This is a genomic window from Synechococcales cyanobacterium CNB (assembly GCA_030263455.1).
Taxonomy (GTDB): Bacteria; Planctomycetota; Phycisphaerae; order Phycisphaerales; family UBA1924; genus CAADGN01.
Window position 1 is genome coordinate 314357 of the sequence record SZOZ01000001.1, and the last position, 19907, is coordinate 334263.

The 19907-nt window shown below is 66.4% G+C and carries 19 protein-coding genes and 1 tRNA gene; 17 read left to right on the forward strand and 3 right to left on the reverse strand.

Annotated features, from left to right (window positions below; genetic code table 11):
• The first annotated feature begins 48 nt into the window (after positions 1-48).
• The 13 genes from FBT69_01425 to FBT69_01485 all read left to right on the forward strand — a co-directional run bounded on the left by FBT69_01425 (position 49) and on the right by FBT69_01485 (position 8808).
• Entirely contained in the window at positions 49-648 is a 600-nt protein-coding gene (locus FBT69_01425) for a 50S ribosomal protein L15 (protein ID MDL1903459.1), read from the forward strand.
• A 64-nt stretch (positions 649-712) separates the two neighbouring features.
• Entirely contained in the window at positions 713-2107 is a 1395-nt protein-coding gene (secY, locus tag FBT69_01430) for a preprotein translocase subunit SecY (protein MDL1903460.1), read from the forward strand.
• A gap of 16 nt (positions 2108-2123) precedes the next feature.
• Complete coding sequence (locus FBT69_01435; protein ID MDL1903461.1) at positions 2124-2843, forward strand: methionyl aminopeptidase; 720 nt, start codon at positions 2124-2126, stop codon at positions 2841-2843.
• A gap of 85 nt (positions 2844-2928) precedes the next feature.
• Positions 2929-3153, forward strand: coding sequence for a translation initiation factor IF-1 (gene infA, locus FBT69_01440; GenBank protein MDL1903462.1), 225 nt, complete (start codon positions 2929-2931; stop codon positions 3151-3153).
• A 133-nt stretch (positions 3154-3286) separates the two neighbouring features.
• Entirely contained in the window at positions 3287-3403 is a 117-nt protein-coding gene (gene rpmJ / locus FBT69_01445) for a 50S ribosomal protein L36 (GenBank protein ID MDL1903463.1), read from the forward strand.
• A gap of 27 nt (positions 3404-3430) precedes the next feature.
• Positions 3431-3811, forward strand: a complete 381-nt coding sequence (gene rpsM / locus FBT69_01450) for a 30S ribosomal protein S13 (protein MDL1903464.1) — start codon at positions 3431-3433, stop codon at positions 3809-3811.
• Positions 3812-3887: 76 nt separating this feature from the next.
• Complete coding sequence (rpsK, locus tag FBT69_01455; GenBank protein ID MDL1903465.1) at positions 3888-4265, forward strand: 30S ribosomal protein S11; 378 nt, start codon at positions 3888-3890, stop codon at positions 4263-4265.
• A 123-nt stretch (positions 4266-4388) separates the two neighbouring features.
• Complete coding sequence (locus FBT69_01460; protein MDL1903466.1) at positions 4389-5399, forward strand: DNA-directed RNA polymerase subunit alpha; 1011 nt, start codon at positions 4389-4391, stop codon at positions 5397-5399.
• A gap of 64 nt (positions 5400-5463) precedes the next feature.
• Positions 5464-6096 (forward strand): 50S ribosomal protein L17, encoded by a 633-nt coding sequence (locus FBT69_01465; GenBank protein ID MDL1903467.1) that lies wholly within the window; start codon positions 5464-5466, stop codon positions 6094-6096.
• A gap of 72 nt (positions 6097-6168) precedes the next feature.
• The gene (locus tag FBT69_01470) at positions 6169-6864 is read left to right on the forward strand and encodes a hypothetical protein (protein MDL1903468.1); all 696 of its coding nucleotides are present in this window, start codon (positions 6169-6171) and stop codon (positions 6862-6864) included.
• A gap of 34 nt (positions 6865-6898) precedes the next feature.
• Entirely contained in the window at positions 6899-7933 is a 1035-nt protein-coding gene (gene pheS / locus FBT69_01475; protein ID MDL1903469.1) for a phenylalanine--tRNA ligase subunit alpha, read from the forward strand.
• A 21-nt stretch (positions 7934-7954) separates the two neighbouring features.
• Positions 7955-8569: a hypothetical protein gene (locus FBT69_01480; protein ID MDL1903470.1), complete on the forward strand. Its 615-nt coding sequence runs from the start codon at positions 7955-7957 to the stop codon at positions 8567-8569.
• A gap of 167 nt (positions 8570-8736) precedes the next feature.
• Positions 8737-8808, forward strand: a tRNA-Gly gene (locus FBT69_01485).
• Between the two features lie 84 nt (positions 8809-8892).
• On the opposite strand, the gene FBT69_01490 is transcribed toward FBT69_01485, so the two are convergent.
• Positions 8893-10404 carry a hypothetical protein gene (locus FBT69_01490; protein ID MDL1903471.1) on the reverse strand — a complete coding sequence of 504 codons (1512 nt, stop codon included), beginning with the start codon at positions 10402-10404 and terminating at the stop codon, positions 8893-8895.
• 192 nt (positions 10405-10596) lie between these two features.
• Here FBT69_01490 and lysF point away from each other — a divergent pair, with 192 nt between their 5' ends.
• The 3 genes from lysF to FBT69_01505 are packed head-to-tail and all read left to right on the forward strand — an operon-like array spanning position 10597 to position 14418.
• A complete protein-coding gene (gene lysF / locus FBT69_01495) occupies positions 10597-12591 on the forward strand; it encodes a homoaconitase (GenBank protein ID MDL1903472.1) in 1995 nt (664 codons plus the stop codon).
• Between the two features lie 11 nt (positions 12592-12602).
• Positions 12603-13256 (forward strand): hypothetical protein, encoded by a 654-nt coding sequence (locus FBT69_01500; protein ID MDL1903473.1) that lies wholly within the window; start codon positions 12603-12605, stop codon positions 13254-13256.
• A 28-nt stretch (positions 13257-13284) separates the two neighbouring features.
• Positions 13285-14418 carry an isocitrate/isopropylmalate dehydrogenase family protein gene (locus FBT69_01505; GenBank protein MDL1903474.1) on the forward strand — a complete coding sequence of 378 codons (1134 nt, stop codon included), beginning with the start codon at positions 13285-13287 and terminating at the stop codon, positions 14416-14418.
• 51 nt (positions 14419-14469) lie between these two features.
• Here FBT69_01505 and FBT69_01510 read toward each other — a convergent pair whose 3' ends face one another.
• Both FBT69_01510 and FBT69_01515 read right to left on the reverse strand, forming a co-directional pair.
• Positions 14470-15090: a hypothetical protein gene (locus tag FBT69_01510; GenBank protein MDL1903475.1), complete on the reverse strand. Its 621-nt coding sequence runs from the start codon at positions 15088-15090 to the stop codon at positions 14470-14472.
• A gap of 229 nt (positions 15091-15319) precedes the next feature.
• Positions 15320-15655 carry a DUF2934 domain-containing protein gene (locus FBT69_01515; protein ID MDL1903476.1) on the reverse strand — a complete coding sequence of 112 codons (336 nt, stop codon included), beginning with the start codon at positions 15653-15655 and terminating at the stop codon, positions 15320-15322.
• A gap of 292 nt (positions 15656-15947) precedes the next feature.
• Between FBT69_01515 and FBT69_01520 the strand changes: the two genes are divergently transcribed.
• The gene (locus FBT69_01520) at positions 15948-19907 is read left to right on the forward strand and encodes a hypothetical protein (protein ID MDL1903477.1); all 3960 of its coding nucleotides are present in this window, start codon (positions 15948-15950) and stop codon (positions 19905-19907) included.

Below are 19907 nucleotides of genomic sequence, written 5' to 3' on the forward strand. Positions count from 1 at the left end.
CGGCAGGCGGCCCACGACATCGGCACGATCGAGCGGGAGTGATCCGAGATGATGATCCACGACGTAACCAAGATGGCCGGCAAGTACAAGGCACGCAAGCGCGTCGGTCGCGGCCAAGGCTCCGGCCAGGGCAAGCAGTCCGGTCGCGGGCACAAGGGCGAGGGAAGCCGGAGCGGTACCTCGACGCGCCACCAGTTCGAGGGCGGGCAGATGCCGTACTTCAGGCGCATGCCGAAGTTCGGCTTCTCGAACGTCAACTTCAAGACGCGGTTCTGGATCGTGAACCTCGGCTCGATCGTCTCCCACCCGGACTTCGCCGGGGGCGGCGCGGTGAACGCTGAAACACTCGTGAAGGCGGGCCTTATCCGCGACACCAGCCGCGGCGTGAAGGTTCTGGGCGACCTCGGCGAGCACAAACTCACCCAGAAGTTCACCGTGGAGGCGGCGCGAGTGTCGGCGTCGGCGCGGAAACTGGTCGAGGGCGCGGGCGGCACGGTGAACGAGACCGGCTCGCGTCGCGACCGCGTCCGCGGCATCGACCGCAACTCCGGCGATCCGACACCGAAGAACCTGACCAAGAAGCTGCGCCGCGGAGCCAGGAAGAAGCCGGCGAAGGCGGAGGCGGCCGCGCCGACGGAGGAATCGTGACCGTCCCACGAGTGCGTGAGTCCGGGGGGAGCGGCCGGTACGCGCGGGTCCAGGAGCCGGCAGGATGCTGAGCACCCTCGTCAACGTCTTTCGCATCGCCGAACTGCGGAACAAGATCCTGTTCACGCTCGGGATGCTCGTCGTCTATCGGATCGGGTTCTGGATCCCGCTCCCCGGCGTGAACCAGGAACGCCTCGCGGAATACTTCCGGCAGGCCGCAGAGACGGGCAGCGCGGTCGGTCGGCTCTCGCAGTACGTTGCGATCTTCTCGGGCGGCTCGTTCTCGCAATCGACGATCTTCGGCCTCGGCATCATGCCGTACATCTCGGCGGCGATCATCTTCCAGTTGCTCATGTCCGCGTGGCCTGCGCTGAAGAAGATCCAGGACGAAGGCCCGACCGGCCGCGTCAAGATCCAGGAATGGACCCGCTACACGACCGTCGGGTTGTGCATCGTGCAGGCGATCGGGTGGCTGACCTATATCACCTCGCAGGGTATGGTGTACCAGTCCGCGGCTCAGAACCCGATGTGGTGGATCACCGCCGTGACGGCCCTGACGGCGGGAACCGTCTTCCTCATGTGGCTCGGTGAGCAGATCGACCGCTTTGGGATCGGCAACGGCGTCTCGATGATCATCATGGCGGGCATCCTGACGGGGATGCCGCAGGCCGTGCTGTGGGTCTTCGGGAACTTCGACCCGACCGACCCGACGAAGATGAACTACATGAGCCTGCTCTTCCTCCTCGGCGGATTCGTGCTGGTCGTGGGGGGATCGGTCATCCTGACCGTGGCGCAGAGGCGTATCCCCGTTCAGCAGGCGAAGCACACGCGAGGTCGGCGCGTTTACGGCGGGCAGCGCAGTTACCTGCCCCTGAAGGTGAACCACGGGGGCGTCATGCCGATCATCTTCGCCAGTTCGCTGATGATCTTCCCTTCGGTCATCTTCGAGGCCCTCGCGGGGACGGCCCAGCCCGGCTCGTCTCCCGCGTGGTGGATCGCCACGACGCGATGGCTCGGCGACGCCTTCATGATGGGCGAGTTCCCCTACGTGCTGCTCTACGTGCTGATGGTCTACTTCTTCAGCTATTTCTGGATCACGGTGCAGTTCAACCCCGAGGAAATGTCCAAGCAGCTGCGCGACCACGGGTCATTCATCCCCGGCCTGCGCCCCGGACCGCGAACCGCCGAGTATCTCGAAACGGTGATGGAGCGGATCACCTACGTTGGCGCCGCGTTCCTGGCGGTGATCGCCGTGCTGCCAATGGTGGTGAACAAGAGCCTGAACATCGACTTCTCGGTGACCCAGTTCCTTGGCGGGACGGGGCTGCTGATTGTGGTGAGCGTGACGCTCGACTTCCTGCAGCGTGTCGAAGCCGCTCTGCTCATGCGGAACTACGCGGGGTTCCTCAGCGGGCAGGAGGGCGGCCCGAAGATGCGCATCCGCGGCCCGAGAGGCTGACGTTCGCGGATATAACATGGTGATCGTTCTCAAGACTCCGGACGACCTCGCGGCGATGCGCGTCGCGGGGCGGGCGGTGTGGGCTGCCGTGTCCTCGGCGATCGAAACGTGCCGCGCAGGGATGACGACGGCCGGCGTCGCCGGCGCGGCCCGGGCCGCTTCGCCCGCTTTGGAGGAGGTGGTGGTCTGTGTGTGCTTGAACGAAGAAGCCGCGTTCGCCGCGCCGGGGCCGAGGCGGCTGGAACCGGGCGACCTTGTCACGGTGGACGTGGCGGGCGCGATTGAAGGATGGTGGGCCGATGCGGCGAGCGTGGCGGTCGTGCCGCCCTCGCAGGAGGCGTCGTTGCGACTAAAGCGGGCGGCAGAAGGCATCATCAGGGCGGGGCTGGCGTCACTGGCACCCGGCGTGTCGTGGTCGGTGGTGGCGGCGGCGATGCGTGCGGAAGCGGGGCAGCGGGGCGTTGGTCTTGCGGGGTCGCTCTGTGGGCACGGTATCGGCAGGCGGCTGCACGAGGGGCCGGAGTTGCGCCCGGGCGTGGTCGAAGGCGGTCGAGGCGACATCGTCCTGGGGCCGGGGATGGTCGTCACGCTGGAGCCGACGGTGACGGTCGGGCGTTCCGGAGAGATCATCGAGCGGAACGGGGTGGCGATCACGGCGGACAGCGGCCTCGCCTGCACGGAGGAACGGACGGTGGCCATCCTGGAAGAAAGCGTGATGGTGTTGACCGGGGCATGACGCGGGCAGTCGGGCGGCCAACAATGCCTCTCCGGTTCTGGGAGGGGTGGCGTCGCCCCCCGGATCGGCGGCAGCCGGGAGGCGTATGGCGAAGCAGGACGAGAAGTTCACGTTTGAGGCGACGGTGATCGAGGCGTTGCCCAACGCCACGTTCAAGGTCCGCCTGCCGAATGAGCAGAAGACCGAGGTGCTGGCGTACGTGTCGGGAAAGATGCGGATGAACTACATCCGCATCCTGCCGGGCGACCGGGTGACGGTCGAGATGAGTCCGTATGACCTGACCAAGGCGCGGATCACCTACCGCCACTGACACGTGGAGCCGCCGTGGAGATTGGGAAGTGGCCGGGTCTCGGGGGCGGGCCTACCATCCCGGCCCCGCCGCGTGGGCGGGTGTGCGGGTGCGGATCGTGTGCGAGTTGGCCCTTGGGCCTGGGGTTTGAGCCGTGAAGGTCAAGGCGAGCGTGAAACGTGTCTGCGCGAAGTGCCAGGTGGTTCGTCGCCGGGGCAAAGTTCGCGTGATCTGCAAGGCGGACCCGAAGCACAAGCAGGTCCAGGGCTGACGTCGGCTGGATTGAAGGAGCATCGCGGTGCCACGTATCGCCGGTGTTGACGTTCCCGAGAAGAAGAAGATTCTGTACGCGCTGCAGTACGTTCACGGGATCGGTCCGAAGTTTGCGTCGGACATCCTGGCCGAGGCGCAGGTCGATCCGAATCTGAAGGCGAGCGAACTGCCCGAGCAGAAGGTGGCGCAGATTAACGCCATCATTGACGCGAGTTACCTCGTCGAGGGCGCGCTTCGTCGGCACGTGTCGCAGAACATCCAGCGGCTGAAGGACATCCGGTGCTATCGGGGCGAGCGTCACCGCAAGGGTCTGCCCGTCCGCGGGCAGCGCACGCGTTGCAACGCACGCACGCGCAAGGGCCGGAAGAAGACGGTCGCGGGCAAGAAGGGCGTGAAGGCCAAGTGATCGCCGCGCGTCGCGGCTCGGCATCGCGAGGTTCCTGCCCCGCACGGGGAGAAGGAACCGTTGAAGCGAGGGACAGATGGCGAAGAAGGTCAAGAAAGTTCGCAAGAACGTCGTCCGCGGGATCGTGTACGTTCGCGCGACGCAGAACAACACGATCGTGACGATCACGGACCCGAACGGCGAGACGCTGTGCTGGGATTCGTCGGGCACGATCGGGTTCAAGGGCGCCCGCAAGAGCACGCCCTTCGCCGCGACCCGCGCGGGCGAGCAGGCCGGTCAGAAGGCCCGCAAGCTCGGCATGAGCGAGGTCGAAGTGCGGATCAAGGGGACAGGCCCGGGGCGCGAGTCGGCAGTCAACGGGCTGGTGAGCACCGGGCTTCGAGTGACGGCGATCGAGGACCACACGCCGGTGCCGCACAACGGATGCCGGCCGCGGAAGCGTCGCCGCGTCTGATGCGGATTCGTTCTCGTCGCCCCCGGACAGCAGGGGCCGAGGCCACGCGGCAGGGCCTCGGTATCCGAGAGCCGGAGGGCGTCTGACCTCTCGGGAGGCTGCCGCGGTTTTGAGGTGGTCATCATGCGCATTCGCTGGCGTGGGCTGGAGTTGCCGAGCCGGGTCACGAACGACCCGAAGTTCAGGAGCGACACGTTCGGTCGCTTCACGATCGAGCCGTTCGAGCGGGGGTTCGGGACGACGGTGGGCAACAGCCTCCGTCGCATCCTGCTCAGTTCGCTCGAGGGTGCGGCGGTCAAGAGCGTGAAGATCAAGGGTGCGGAGCACGAGTTTACCACGCTCCCAGGAGTGCTCGACGACGTGACGGATCTGATCCTGAACGTCAAGGGTCTCGTCGTGCGTCTGGACGGCGATGAGGAGAAGACGATGAAACTCGCGGCCCGTGGGCCGGGCGAGGTGACGGCGGACATGATCGAGGCCGACCCCGCGATTACCGTCCTCAACAAGAACCACGTGGTCTGCACGCTGAGCGACGAGGTTGACTTCGAGATGGAGTTCGTGGTCGGCAAGGGGCGCGGCTACGTCCCCGCGAGCGAGCAGTACAGCCGCAATGAGGAGCAGGAGATCGGCCGCATTTTCATGGACGCGATCTACTCGCCTGTGCAGCGGGTGCGCTACAAGGTCGAGGAGACTCGCGTCGGGCAGCGCACGAACTACGACAAGCTCATCATGGAGATCTGGACGAACGGCACGGTCGCGCCCGAGCTGGCGCTCGTCGAGGCCGCGAAGATTCTCCGCAAGCACCTCAACCCGTTCGTGCAGTATTTCGAGCTGGGCCAGGAGCGTGTCTCGGACGAGGCGGCGGCCGCGGCCGGCGTGGACGAGGAACTCATCCGCAAACTGAACATGCCGATCGGCGACCTGGAGTTGAGCGTTCGGGCGAGCAACTGCCTCGAATCGGCCAAGATCGAGACAGTGGCGCAACTCGTCACGCACAGCGACGCGGAACTGCTCAAACTCCGCTCGTTCGGGCGCACGTCGCTGCGAGAGGTCAAGCGGAAACTGCAGGACCTCGGTCTGGACCTCGGGATGTCGCTCCCGGAGGGGTACATGCTGCCGACTTCCTCCGCCTGACGGGGGTATCGGCCTACAGTTGAGGCCCGCCGGGGCGGTCCGGGGGCTGTAGAGGAGTCGTGTCATGCGCCACCGCAAGGCTGGCTACAAACTGGGTCGGACGACGGCGCACCGGACGGCGATGCTGCGCAACATGGCCGCGTCGCTCTTTGAGCACGGGCAGATCGTCACGACGGTGCCGAAGGCCAAGGCTGTGCAGCCGTTCGTTGAGCGCATCGTGACGAAGGCGAAGCGCGGCGACCTGCACGCTCGCCGCCAGGTGATCGCCATGCTCGGGCACGATCGACGTGCGTTCGCCTGGTCGTACCTTCCCAAGCAGGCGTCGGATGCGGAGCGGGAGCGTGTCGAGCAGCAGCGCGAGCGTTCAGAAGCGTTCTTCGACATCCCCGAGGCGTCGGCTGTCGAGCGGAACCGCTACGGCGAACTCCGCAAGGCGCCGCGGCTCGTGAAGCACATCTTCGACAATGTCGCCCCTCGCTTCCAGGATCGGCAGGGCGGGTACACGCGGATTGTCAAGCTCGGCTACCGCCGCCTCGGCGACGGCACACCACTCTGCGTCCTGCAGTTCGTCGGCGCAGAGGAAGGCCCCGAAGTCGGCGGCAAGCCGGGAACTCGGCGCCGGCAGGCGGATCGCCGTACGGCCTTCGCCGCCAAACTCCGCAAGGACGGCCAGGAAGCCCAGGCCGCCACGGCTTGAACGCCTCATGATTGGTAGACTCTTGCAACGCCCGGCCATCGCGGTCGGGCGTTGTCATTGGGAGGCGTGATCATGCGGAAGGCGAGAGTCATCGTCGCGATCGTCGGTGTGCTGGCCTTGACGCTTGTGCTGGTCGGCGTGCGGACGAAACTCATCCGTTCGGTTCGTCCCTTGGTGAATACGGCAGAATCCCGCGGCGATCCTGGGCAGGTGGCGGAGGACGCGCCGAGGCGCATCGTGGTGGTGGGAGCGAGCCTCTACCGTATTCCTGAGACTTCGCTCGAACGCGGCGACGCCAGAATGCTCGTCGAAACCGCATCGCGGCTCCAGAGTGGTGCGGTGGACGCCGCGACGCTGAAGCTGTTGCGCGGCATCGCGGACGCGCTGGCCGCGCAGGGTCTGGCAGAGTGCGACGCCACGATGGGGGTGATCCAGCGCGAGGGCGAACAGGCGGGGATCGGCGTGTCGGAGACGTCCGGTCCCGGCTCGCGGGATCTGACCCTGCTCTTCCGGCCGCGACTGACGGAGGATGGCGGCGCGATCCTCGACGCGGAGTTGTCGGCTTCCGAGGCGTTCACCAGCGTGGAACTCTTGAGCCGAGACGTCGGCCTGCCTCTTGGGCCGACAGGGAGGACACGGATGGAGTTGGTCGTGCCTCCCGGCGGCGGTGCGGTCGTGACCTGCCGCGTGCGCGGCGTGACAGGCGGTTCGTGGCGACTGCTTGCATTTATCGAGGCGAACGAGCAGGGTGTGCCGAACGGCCCTTGAAACAACCGGCCTCCAGCCGTCGTACCATGCAGCCATGCTCGCAGAGTTGTCAAAGATCGAATCGGAGGGGCTTGCCGGGTTGTCGGCCGCGGGGGATGCCGAAGCCGTCGAGGCGTGGCGCATCGCCTACTTGGGAACGAAGGGGCGGCTTCGCGTTGCGATGGCGGGCCTGAAGGACATTCCCGGTCCGGAGAAACCCGCCGTGGGCAAGCGGCTGAACGAGGTGAAGGCCGTGCTCGAAGCCGCGTTCGAGTCCAGGCTGGCCGCGCTGGCGAACGGCCAACCCGCGTCTTCCGGGCCGGTCTTGGACGTGACTGAACCGGGAAGGGTTGTGACAGAGGCCGCCGGTCGTCGGCACATCCTCACTCGCGTCCGCGAGGAGTTGTGCGAGGTCTTCGGGCGTATGGGGTTCGACGTCGCCGACGGACCGGAACTCGAGGACGACGAGCACAACTTCATCAAGTTGAACATTCCGCCGGACCACCCTGCCCGCGATCCGATCGACAACTTCTACGTGGACGACCCGCGGACGACCGCCCGGCCACGGATGATGCGCAGCCAGACGAGCACCGTGCAGGTGCGCGTGATGGAGGACGCGGTGGCCAAGGGATGGGGGCCGCCGATCAAGGTCATCAGCCCGGGGCGGGTATACCGGCCCGACACCGTGGACGCCACGCACTCGTTCATGTTCCACCAGATCGAGGGCCTGTTCATCGACCGCGGCGTGACTATGGTGGACCTGAAGACGACCCTCTTCCAGTTTGCCCGGGCCTACTTCGGCGACGGGGCCGAGGTGCGGCTCCGCCCGTCGTTCTTCCCCTTCACCGAACCGAGCGCGGAGTTCGACATGAAGATCGCCCTCCGTCCCGGCGAGCCGGCGAAGTGGATCGAGTTGGGCGGGTGCGGGATGGTGGACCCGGCCGTGCTGCAAGCCTGCGGCATCGATCCCGAACGATGGACGGGCTTCGCGTTCGGGTTCGGGATCGAGCGGATCGCCATGGGGCGATACGGCATCCCGGACATCCGGCTGCTGTTCGAGAACGACCTGCGGTTCCTCGGGCAGGTGTGAAGCGTTGGGCAAGGGGGTTGCATGAGCGAGCATGACCGAGGGCTGGAGCCGCCGACCGGGTTCGACCCGGACGATCCGTCGCTGTTCGTCGAGGCTCCGAGGTGGCCGAAGGTGGTAGGGATCGTCAGCATCGCCTGGGCGGGGCTGGGGCTGTTCTGCGGAGGGTGCGGGCTGGCGATGATCCCGTTCCAATCGCAGATGGTGGAATCGATGCTGGAGGGCGCGCCGCTCCCCCCATCGATGGTCATGGGGCCGCTGGACTGGGCACTGGCAGCGATCGGCATCGGATTGACTTTCGTGCTCCTGTTTGCCGGGATCACGACGCTGGGTCGCAAGCCGGTGGGACGAACGCTGCACCTGGTGTACGCGGTTGCGTCACTGCCGCTCGTGGCGGTCAACATCTGGAATGCACTCGAGAAGAACGCCGCAATGGCCCAGTGGGCCGCGGACTATCCGAACAATCCGATGGCGCAGAGCCAGTCCGGGCCTGGCGCGGCGTTCGGCGCGGTGATCGCCGTCGGGATGATCCTGTTCTTCGGGTTGCTCTGGCCTGGGTTCTGCTTGGTCTGGTTCGGGTTCGTGAAGCGGACACCCGAGTCGATGACGGGAGGGGTCGGAGCCGGTGACGTGCTGTAGTTGGCCGGGCACACTCTGTGCGTGGTCTGTTGAGAGGCTGGAAGCATGAAGGGGGCCAGAAAAGGCCCGCCCCGAAGCGGACTGAAGGGGACTCGATGCGTCGCCCGGGGTGGACCGAGAGGGGGGCATTTCCATCCCGGAATGCGGGAGGTATACTGATCTGGTTCGCGGGCGTAGTTCAGCGGTAGAACGTCAGCTTCCCAAGCTGAATGTCGAGGGTTCGATTCCCTTCGCCCGCTTTGAAGAGGCCGCCCGGGTCGCTGGCGCGATCCGGGCGGTTGTATTTGCGAAGCAGGCTCGGTTCATCGTGGGCTGCGGCGGCATCACGGGGGCCACTTGAACTTGATCTTCGGATCGGGCAGGTCGTTGACGCCACCGCCAAAGTGGTTGTTCCTGCAGTTGTGGACCTCGACGCTCATTGAGGGGTAATCGTTCCACATCAGTGGGTAGAAGAAATCGTCCGGGAAGGCGCCGATGGTGTCGTCGGCGTAGCAGTCGATCGGCAGACCGTCGGGGACAACGGGCACATCTGCAACGCAGTTGGCAGCGGAGACGTACGCGCCCACGGGTGGTGAGCCGGCTTGTCCTCTCTGGCCGATGGTGTGGGCGGTGAACGAATGGCGCGAGCCTGCGAGGTCGTGCGTGCGAGCGTAGGTTGTCGGTCCGCCGCCTCCGTCGGTCCAAGTGCGGATGGGTGCTCCGGTGGCGGGGTCGAGGACCATGCCGTAGGCGAGGCTGTAGCAGGTCGTGCCGCCGGCGACAAGCAGTCGCTCGGTCGAGCCGGAGATCGACTTTCTGAAGGAGACGGCGCCGGGCGCGGGGATGAAGTCGAGGCCCGGCTCGGTCGTGAGCCAGTTGCTCGCCGGTGGGAAGCCGCAGGTGCCCGGTGTCAGGCGACCGACGACGAGTTTCGGCCCGAAGCAGAAGTCGAGCTGGTGGACGATGATGCCGGAGAGGAACATGTCGAATGTGGTCCAGTCGAAGTCGATGCCGCGCCATTGGGTCACGCCGCTGAAGACGGTGGAGCCGACGCCCCAGAGGATGTTCCCGGTGGCGGCGTCGATGTTCATGACCAGCCCCTTGTCGTCGAAGCTGCCGACGGCGATGAGGCTTCCGGCGGGGGGGTTGACGCTCCCGGGCGGTGCGACGGTGAGATCCTGAATGTTCAGCCACCGGTTCAGCCCGACGGCGTCGGAGTAGTACTTCGACCACTTCGGAATTCCCGCCGCGTCGAGGCAGGAAACGAGTCCGACGGTCGGTGTGAACCCTCCGAAGTCGAGCGTGCGTGCGATGGCGACGTCGCCATTGGGGAGTTCCACGAGCGCATACGCCGGCTGTGCCAAGCTCCATGGGATGCCGGGCGTCGTGTACTGTCCGGTCAGTCCCACATACCAGACCACACTGCGCGCGACGAGGTCGAGGCGACAGACAAACGTTCCCTGCACGCCGCCAGGTCGGCGGTACTCACCCGCGATCAGGAGGTGCTTGTTCGCGGCGATCTTGACGTCGTAGCCGACGAGATCGCCGCCGATCTGGTGGTCCGTGAGGAGGAGTTCATCGAGGATGGTGTGCTGCTTGGACCACACGATGACGTGGAGTCCGCGTTCTCCGGTGGGCAGGGTGCGCGATCCGACACTCACGAGACGGTCCACGACCGCAGGGGCGGAGAGTATCGCGTCGATGGCGTAGTGCTCGGTCAGTTCGGCTGGTCCGTTTGCGCTGATGAACTCGCGATCGGTGTCGAAGGCCTTCGGGAACTGTGCCAGCGCTCGGCCGGGCACGAGGGAGAGTGTCGCAGTGCCGAATGCGGTGAGGATGAGTTTGCGAGGGGTCACGTGGGTCTCCTAGCACGTCGCGTGTGCGTGTCGAATCTCGTTGCCGACGATCCCGACGACGATCGCCGGACCGATAGGGATTGACGCGAGATTCAGTGCGCTGTCAGACCAGGAACGAGAATTGTGGGCAGCGATCCGCAAGAGGGACCCCCTACAATGACCCGAACACCTTTGCCAGAGGCCGTCTTTTCAATGCCGCTCACGCTCGTCGAGAAACTCGCCACGAACGCCGCGGTCGGACTCGGGCCAGGGGAGGCAGCATGGTCGGGGCGGATCGTCCGCATCCGTCCGAAGCACGTGATGACGCACGACAACACGGCGGCTGTCATCCCGAAGTTTCTGGGCCTGTTCGAGGGAACCGGCCGCTCGGCGCGCGTGAATGATCCGCGTCAGCCGGTCTTCGCGATCGATCACGACATCCAGAACGTGACCCCGGAGAACCTCGGCAAGTACGCGCGGATTGAGCGGTTCGCAGCCGAGCATGGGATCGACTTCTACCCGCCTGGCACGGGCATCTCGCACCAGGTGATGGTCGAACAGGGGTACGTAACGCCCGGCTCGATGGTGGTTGGATCGGACTCGCACTCGAACCTGTATGGGGCGCTCTGCTGCCTCGGCACGCCGATCGTGCGTACGGACGCCGCGTGCCTCTGGGCGACCGGGACGACATGGTGGAAGACCCCGCGCGTCGCCCGGTGTGTACTGAAGGGGCGGCTTCGCCCCGGCGTGGTCGGCAAGGACGTCATCATCGCGCTGTGCGGGGTGTTCAACCGCGACGAGGCCCTCAACCATGCGGTCGAGTTCCAGGGCGAAGGTGTCGCGTGCCTCTCGCTGGACCAGCGCATGTCCATCGCGAACATGACCACGGAGTGGGGTGCGCTGGCGGGCATCTTTCCCTTCGACGAGACGCTGCGAGACTACCTCTTGGACCGCGCAGCGTACTTCACGCGAGGGCGAAGACCGGGCACTCGACGCGAGAGATCGCTCGGCGTGTACACCGCGGAGGACGTCGAACGGTGGTGGAAAGGTCGGCGTGAACTTGCTGCGGACCACGGCGCGACGTACCACGTCGAGATGGAGTTGGACCTCTCGACGGTGATCCCGTACGTGAGCGGGCCGAACGGAGTGAAGGCGATCCACGCGCTGCCCGAGATCGAGCGACGGCACGTGCGCATCCAGAAGGCGTACCTCCTCTCGTGCGTCAACGCGAGACTGGAAGACATCGCGGAGGCTGCGGCCGTCGTGCGGGGCAATCGTGTTGCGGACGGGGTTGAGTTCTACGTCGCCGCGGCGAGCGCGGAGGTCCAGCGCGAGGCGGAACGGCTTGGCTACTGGCGGGCACTGCTCGACGCGGGGGCGATCGCGCTGCCGTCCGGCTGCGGCCCGTGCATCGGCCTCGGCGCGGGACTGGTGCGAGACGGCGAAGTGGCGATCAGCGCAACGAACCGCAATTTCCGAGGGCGCATGGGGAGCAGAAACGCGCAGGTCTATCTCGGGTCGCCGGCCGTGGTGGCGGCGAGCGCGATCGCGGGCTGCATTCGCGCGCCCGGCACATTCGCCGATACGCTCGCGCACGCGTCATACCGGGTGGGTGATCGCCCGCCCGCCTCACAGGTTCCCAACGGGCGGACGCGCGTCGTGCAGGGATTCCCGGCGACGGTCCGCGCCGGGACGGTCTTTCTCCCCCGGGATGACGTGGACACCGACGGGATTTTTGCCGGGAAACACACCTACAATGAGGCCCTGACACCCGAACAAATGGCCGCCGTGATCTTTGAGAACTATGATCCCGCGTTCCACACGCACTTCAGGCGGGGCGACGTGATCGTGTCAGGCCGGAACTTCGGGACGGGTTCGAGCCGCGAGCAGGCGGCGACAGCACTCAAACACGGGGGCGTGCCGTGCGTGATCGCGGCATCGTTCAGCGAGACCTACCTGCGCAACGCGTTCAACAACGGACTTCCGTGCATCGAGTGTCCCGGGTTCGTCGGTGTCATGCACGATCGGTTCGCCGGTGTGTCCGGGGGCACTGTGCGAGGGCCGACGATCGAGATCGACTTCGGGGCGGCCGTCGTGAGGTGCGAGGGAGAGGAGTTCGGGTTCACGCCGCTCTCACCGGTTGCGCAGGAACTGGTGGCGCTGGGGGGGGCGGAGTCGATGACGCGGGCCGCGCTCGGCGCGGGATGAGGATCGAGGCCATGGCGAAGAAGTCAGGAACGACAGCGACGAAGTCCGCGCCGAAGCCGAAGCAGGCGGCCGCCCCGGCCGACCAGGCGGTTGCGAACGGCGGTGCCGTCGCCGAGGCGAACGGCGTGGATAAGACCGCGGGGATCACGGAAGAGGCCGTCAAGAAGGGGACGGGGCGCGGTTGGGAGGACTGGTGCCGCATCCTCGACGACGCCGGGGCGGAGGTGATGACGCACAAGGAGATCGCGGTCTTTCTGACCGAGCGCGACGGCCTCTCGGCGTGGTGGGCGCAGATGGTGACGGTCGGCTACGAGCAGGCGCGCGGGCGGCGCGAGCCGAACCAGGCCACGACCGGTTACCAGACGTCCGCCAGCCGCGTCATCGAGGTGCCGGTCTCGCGTGCCTACCGGGCCTGGGCGGACACGCGGACGCGCAAGCGCTGGCTCATGACGCCGTTCACGGTTCGGGTGGCGAACCGGGACAAGAATCTGCGCGTGACGTGGCCAGACCAGACGTTCGTGGACGTGTACTTCACGCCCAAGGGCGAGGGCAAGTGCCAGGTCGCCGTGCAGCAGCGAAAACTGAAGGCATCGAGCGACGTGGCGAAGGCCAAGAAGTTCTGGGCCGATCACCTGGAGCAGTTGCGGGCGCTGCTTGAAGAGTGAGCCGGTGGGGAAGCGCCGAATCGCGTGGATGCCGGGCGACGGCGTCGGGCACGACGTCATGGATGCGGCGCGGATCGTGCTCGATGCGATCGGGTTCGACGCCGACTACGTGCACGCGGACATCGGCTGGGAGTTCTGGCGGCGCGAGGGCGATGCCCTGCCTGCCCGAACGATCGAGGCGCTGAGGACGACCGACTGTGCCCTCTTCGGGGCGATCACGAGCAAGCCGAGCGAGGAGGCTGAGGCGGAACTGGACCCGTCCCTGCGAGGCCTGGGGTTGGTGTACGTCTCGCCGATCGTGCGCCTCCGGCAGTTGTTCGACCTGCACACGAACCTGCGGCCGTGCAAGGCCTACGAGGGGAACCCGCTCAACTACCGCGGGACCGAGGCATCGCCGGTGACGGAGCCGATCGACATCGTGGTATTCCGCGAGAACACGGAGGGGATGTACGCCGGGGTGGAGTTCTATCCGCTGCCTGAGCCGGTGTACGGCGCGCTGTGTGCAAACCCGCGCATGACGCCGTGGGCGGACAAGGGGCTTGAGAACGTCGCGCTTTCGACTCGGATCGTGTCGCGGCAGGGGTGCGAACGCATCTGCCGACAGGCGTTCGAGTACGCGAGAGAGCACGGGAGGCGGCGGGTTACGCTCGTGGAGAAGCCGAACGTGCTGCGGAAGACGGGCGGCCTGATGACGCGGGTCTTCCGCGAGGTGGCGCGAGGCTATCCGCGTATCGAGAGCGACGAGGCGAACATCGACGCCATCTGCATGTGGCTGCTCAAGAACCCGCAGGACTACGACGTGCTCGTCGCGGAGAACATGTTCGGGGACATCATATCGGACCTGTGCGCCGGGCTTGTCGGCGGCCTGGGCTTCGCGGCGTCGGCGAACATCGGGGACGACTACGCCGTCTTCGAACCGACGCACGGGTCCGCACCGAAGTATGCGGGCCGGCACGTCGTGAACCCGATGGCGATGCTGCTGACTGTTCGGATGATGCTCGATTGGCTCGACGAATCGTCGCTCGCCGGGCGTTTAGAGCAAGCGATCGCTGAGGTCATCCGCGAAGGTCGTGTGGCCACCTACGACGTCAAGGGGCGCGGCCGGGGAGATTCGACGCTCGACGTGGCGCGAGAGGTCGCAAGGAAGGCAATCGGCGCATGAAAAAGGGCGGGCGATCCTCGCCCGCCCAGGTGGGAGTTGACGAGTCCGGCATCAGGCGCGACGCCTGCGGACAGCCAGCACGCCGCCGATGGCGAGCAGGGCAGCGGTGCCGGGCGTCGGGACGGTCACAATCCACGCACTGGAGCCGTCGGCGAGGGCCTGGACGTGGCCCGCGAAGCGAACAGCGGCCGGGTCGGTGTACGCCGCCTGTATCGCGGCGACTGACGACGAGCCGGGGTCGATCTTCAGCGAGAGCCACTCACCGGGGCCGACGCCCTTGGCGGGCTTGGGGTTGTCCGCGCCGAAGGCGAAGAGCGAGCCGCCCCACGGGCCGCCGAAGTCGGCGATCGAGCCTGGCGGGTTGGCCGGCGTGGTGCCGTTTCCGAACGAGACGCCGCTCGACCAGTCGTGCAGGGAGACCCCGCCCCAGAGCTGCGAGGTCGCGGTGTTCTCGACATAGAAGGTGGTGAGAACGCCAGCGGTGATGGAATCGTTCGAGATCACGAGTTCCGCGAACGAGCCGCGATCGATCACGTCAAGGCGGATCGTGAGACCCGCGACGGAGGATGCGTGGTCCATGTTGAACGGTGTCGCGACGATGTCTGCGAGCGAGGCCGAGGCGAGGCCGACCGTGGCGAGCGACCCGAGGACGATGCACGAAGTCCTTCTCATGCTGAACCACCTTTCCGGCGTTGGCCGGTTGTTGCGGGCTGCGTCGTGAACGACGTGTGCCCAGACACCCACACCATTCCATCGGAACGGCGCTGATGCCAGACCGTTCAGGCACGACCGGCCACCGCGGTAGCGTCTGCGACAGAGATAGGGGTGCTGCGGCCGCGCGTGGAGCGGCGGCGATTCCGGCGATCAGCGGGTGGTCCGAGAATCCGGATCGGTGCCGGGGTCAGGGCTGACCGCGCAGTTCACGCTCGGCGTCGAGCCAGTCGTCGAGGTCGTGGCCGTCCCGACAGCCGCGGGCGATCCAGAGCTCATAGGCACGCCTGCGGACCTGCTCGGTGGTCGGCTGGACCGGTGGGCCCTGGTTCGAGCCGGAGTTTGCTGGTTGGGTTGCAGCCGGGACTGAAAGATCGAGCATCGGACGGCGGCCGAGGGTTCGGCGTCGTGGGGCTTCGGTATGGCGAAGAGAGTTCAACTCGGCCAACGCCTCTCTTACCGTCCCAAACTCAACTGTTGCGCTCCGGGTCGTACTGCCTTCCGCTTGATGGCTCCGCCGTGCCATGGGGGCCTCCCTTCCCTTGGTCCATGCGGACAGCAATGTCTTGAATATTGTCGGCAATCGGATGGCCTGGGTCAAGATGGGTAAACAGAACTTCACGCCGCGCACAAGTTCTTGTCGTGACTGAGGTTACAGACTTGACCGAAACATCTCGACCCTGCCAGCCGCGCGATGGAGGGGTTTCGCCAGGAGAGATCGTGGCAGCAGAACGGGTGGCTCTGCCGATCATCCTGCCCATGCGGTCCGCAGTAGGCTTCGTTGCTCAAACACGGACACGACTCCTGGAGGCGTGAGGATGTTCGGATTCAGGCATCCGGTGAAGGGTCGGCAATACATCGAACCCCTTGAACCTCGCCAGCTGCTCGCCGCTGATCCGATTACGCAAGATCATCCGCTCTGGGCGATTCCCTACGGCAGTGCGCAGATCGACGGCGTGCTGAACGATTCGTCCTGGGCGGATGCGTTCACGGTGCATCGCACGCTGCCGTTCAGGACAGGAGCGTCCGCGACGGTGCGGTTCATGTACGATGAGGCCGGCTTCTATGCGTCCGTCGACGTCAAGGATCAGTATCTGTGGGCGGACGGCAACGGGGGGGGGGCGGGCAGCCGCTGGGAGTTGGAGAACGACGATTCGTTCCTCCTGTACTTCGACCTTGACGGCTCGCGCGACGAGTATTTTCGGGCTGACGATGTCGCGATCGGCGTGAACATCGCCAACCTCGACAGGCCGGTGAACGGTTCCGGAGCGGTCGCGCGCGGCAAGTACGTCATGGGCGACGGCCAGGGTGGCGCACCGGGCATCCTGGACGCAGCGGCGGATGACCTGGCGACCTCTCTGCCCGCAGGATTTCAGTACGCCACCGTCGTCAGCGGCACGATCAACGACAACGCCGACCTCGACGAAGGCTGGACGATGGAGATGTTCATCCCCTGGTCCGCGCTGGGAACAACGACGCCGACGCACGGTCGCGCGATGGGGATCAACTTCGAGGTGATCTTCGATGACTCGGGAGGGGCGCGCGACCTGACCGACCGGCGCGACCTGACGGAGCGGTTCGAGATGCCGGCGTTCGTGGACGACTTCATCACCGGCGTCCACAGTGGGTACGCGTCGACCCAGGCGGGCATCCGCGGGCCGGTGAACTACGCCGAGGTGATGTTCATCGACACGCGTGCGGGCGAGAGGCCGGCGCCGGTCGCCGGTCTGACGGTTACCGACGCCACGGGCTACTCGGCTCGGCTTCGGTTCGACGCTCCTGCCGGGACGACGACCGGCCTTGGTCACGTCTCGGGGTACTACATCCGCTACAGCGAGACGCCCATTCTCGATGAGCGCGACTGGATCGAGGCAACGGTGTACGAGAATCGCCATGTGCCGCGGCTCGCAGGGCTGGAGGAGGACATCCGTCTCATCGGGCTGTCGCCTGGGACCACGTACCACGTTGCCGTTCGGGCGTTCGATGCAGCCGGTGCACTGAGCGATCTTGCCGGTTCCGTGCAGTTTGCGACGCAGACGACAGCGCAGGACTCATCGGGTGGCCTGCGGTTGGTTCCGTCGCCGCTGGGGCGGATGCTGGTCACCGAGCGGGGTGACGCCTTCGTTGCCGTGGGGGATCACCTGGGACTGAGTTGGGCTTACACGCGGAATCTGTACACCGGGAACGTGTGGGACAACGAGGGTGACGTCTTCCGGAACTTCCACGACGAGCCGTCGTTCGAGGGGCCAGCCGGGCCGTACTTCGCGGCGCTGGCTGCGCGCGGCATTAACACGATGCGCGTGTACGTGGAACTCTTGAACACGCACTGGCAGGGCAACCCGACGGTGCCGACCGGCCCGGACACGCCGATCACCGGGACGCCGGACGGGCTGTACTGGCTGGAGTGGAGGCCGGGCGAGTTCAACCCGCACATGCGGCAGTTCATCCACAACCTGCTCGAACTGGCGGACCAGCACGGCATCTACGTCATCCTCAGCGCGTTCGACACGTTTCACTACGACGAGGTCTTCGAGGCGTTCGGTAACACCGGCTCCGCGGTCGAAGGCCCGTGGGCGCAGAACTTCGGCGGTCCGCTGGCATCGATCAACGAGTTCTTCCAGACTCCGGGCACGCTCGACATCGCCAAGCGCCGAATGGAGGTCGTCGCAGACTGGGTGAACGAAAGCATGCACGCCCACCGCGTGATGGGGTGGGAGATTCCGAGCGAGTGGGACAGCTACGAGTGGACGCTCAACGCCGAGGGAAACGTCGGACCCGGGCGCGAGCCGGAGTTCGCGCGGCGGTCGCGGTGGATCGACGCCCTCGCGGCCCACATGCGGGCGTACGACCCGCACCATATGGTGCTGAACAGCACGATCGCGCAGGATCCGCGAGGGCCGCTGCATCGTCTCAACTTCCTGAGCCGGAACTTCGACGCGCTTACACCGCACTTCTACACGAACGCGAACGAGGAGCCGATCAACAACCCGGACGCGGATCGTTCGATCCGGGCCGCCATCGAGCAGGGCAACATCACGGCGTACTGGCTGACGCACGAGTTGCAACGTCGGCCGATCATCAACGGCGAGTGGGGGATGACGCGCGTGGACTGGCCGAACGGGAGGCCGGCATACGGTCCGGGCTTCACGCAGGCGGATGACGAGTCGCTGTTCCGAACCGTTCTGTGGTCGGGCCTGGCATCGGGGCAGTTCGGCACGCCGCTGCGCATCGTGACGGAAGAACTCGACTTCAACGGCTACATCCTGACGAACGGGATGCGGGCGCTCCAGCAGACGATCGCGCGGTTCGTGCAGCACGGCTCGCTCGGGTTTGACTTCGCCCACTACCACCCCGACTCGCTGGTGGGGCGGATGTCGTCGACGAACTCGTCCGGGGATGTGCTGCACCTCTTCGGCGGTTCAGACCGGAGCCGGGGTCTGGTGTACGTGCTGAAGGACGCGAACGTGCGCGAGGGAACGGTGCAGGGCGCAAGGCTGACGGTGCGCGGCCTGATGCCAGACACCATGTACGACGCGGAGGTTTGGGGAACGGCAGCCGGAGTCGCGGGGCCTGCCGTGACGCTGACCGGACTGTTCAGCCCCGACGGCTCGCTTACGTTCAACCTGCCCTCGTTCGCGCGCGATCTCGTGGTCCGATTCAGCGCCAGAGCGTCGCACGGGCAGACCGAGAAGATCGTCTCGACGCGAGTGGGCGGGGCGATTGCGACGTTCGCCCTCGGGCCGGACCTGCGGCCGTTCCTGCTGCTGACGAGCGGGACGACCGGCGAGGTGAGCCGACAGGACATCGCGCTGTTGACCAATTTCCGTGGTCGTGTGCACGATATGACGCCGTACGTCACGCCGGATGGCATGCTCCACCTGGCCGTGACGGACGGCGAGCACAGGCTCTGGATCTTCAGCGGTGACCACGAGCTCGGAACGTGGAAGGTCATGAACAAAACGGCAGAGATCGGCGCTCCCGGCCTGACCGGGGACCTGACGACCTACCAGCCGAGTTGGGGATCGATCCACGTCGCCGGGCTGGATGCGCGGGGGCACGCGATCAACTACTGGTGGGCGCCTGGTCTGCCGGCGTGGGAGTACTCCGACCTCACGGCCCTCTTCGACGGCCCGACGATGACGGGAGGGCTTGCAGGGTACGTCGCGGCGTGGGACGGGCTGAATCTCGCGGGCCTGAACGAAGACGGCGAAGTGATCGTCTACTGGTGGGCACCCGGCCTCATGGACTGGCAGACGCTGAACATGACGGCGCTCTTCAGCGGGCCGACTTTCGAGGGGCAGCTGGACGCCTACGTCACGCCGTGGGGCGGGTTGAACATCGCGGGGCAGACGGCAGGGGGCGAGGTCTGGACGTACTGGTGGTCGCCCGCGCTGCGCGATCAGAAGGCAGCGGCCGGGGAGCCGGACGGATGGGAGGTCGCGAACATCTCGCAGGCGGCTGCCGCGCCCGCGCTCGACCGGGCCGTCGCTGCGGCTGTGTCGGCCGACGGCGGGATCAACCTGTTCGGCCTGACTTCGGCCGGGAACCTCGTGATGCTGCGGTTCTCGCTGGTCACGCTCGTCTGGAGTTCGAGCGACGCCACCTCGCTCGCGCTCGGGCCGGAGATAGACTTCCCAGTTTCCGCCGCGTCGGCAGGCGGGCGGATGATCGTCGCGGCACGCGAGGCGAGTGGACCGAGCGCGCTCGGCCAGTACACGTTCCTGCTGGGCGAGGAAACGTGGAGCTTCGAGACGATCGGAAGCACTGTCGTGCTGTAG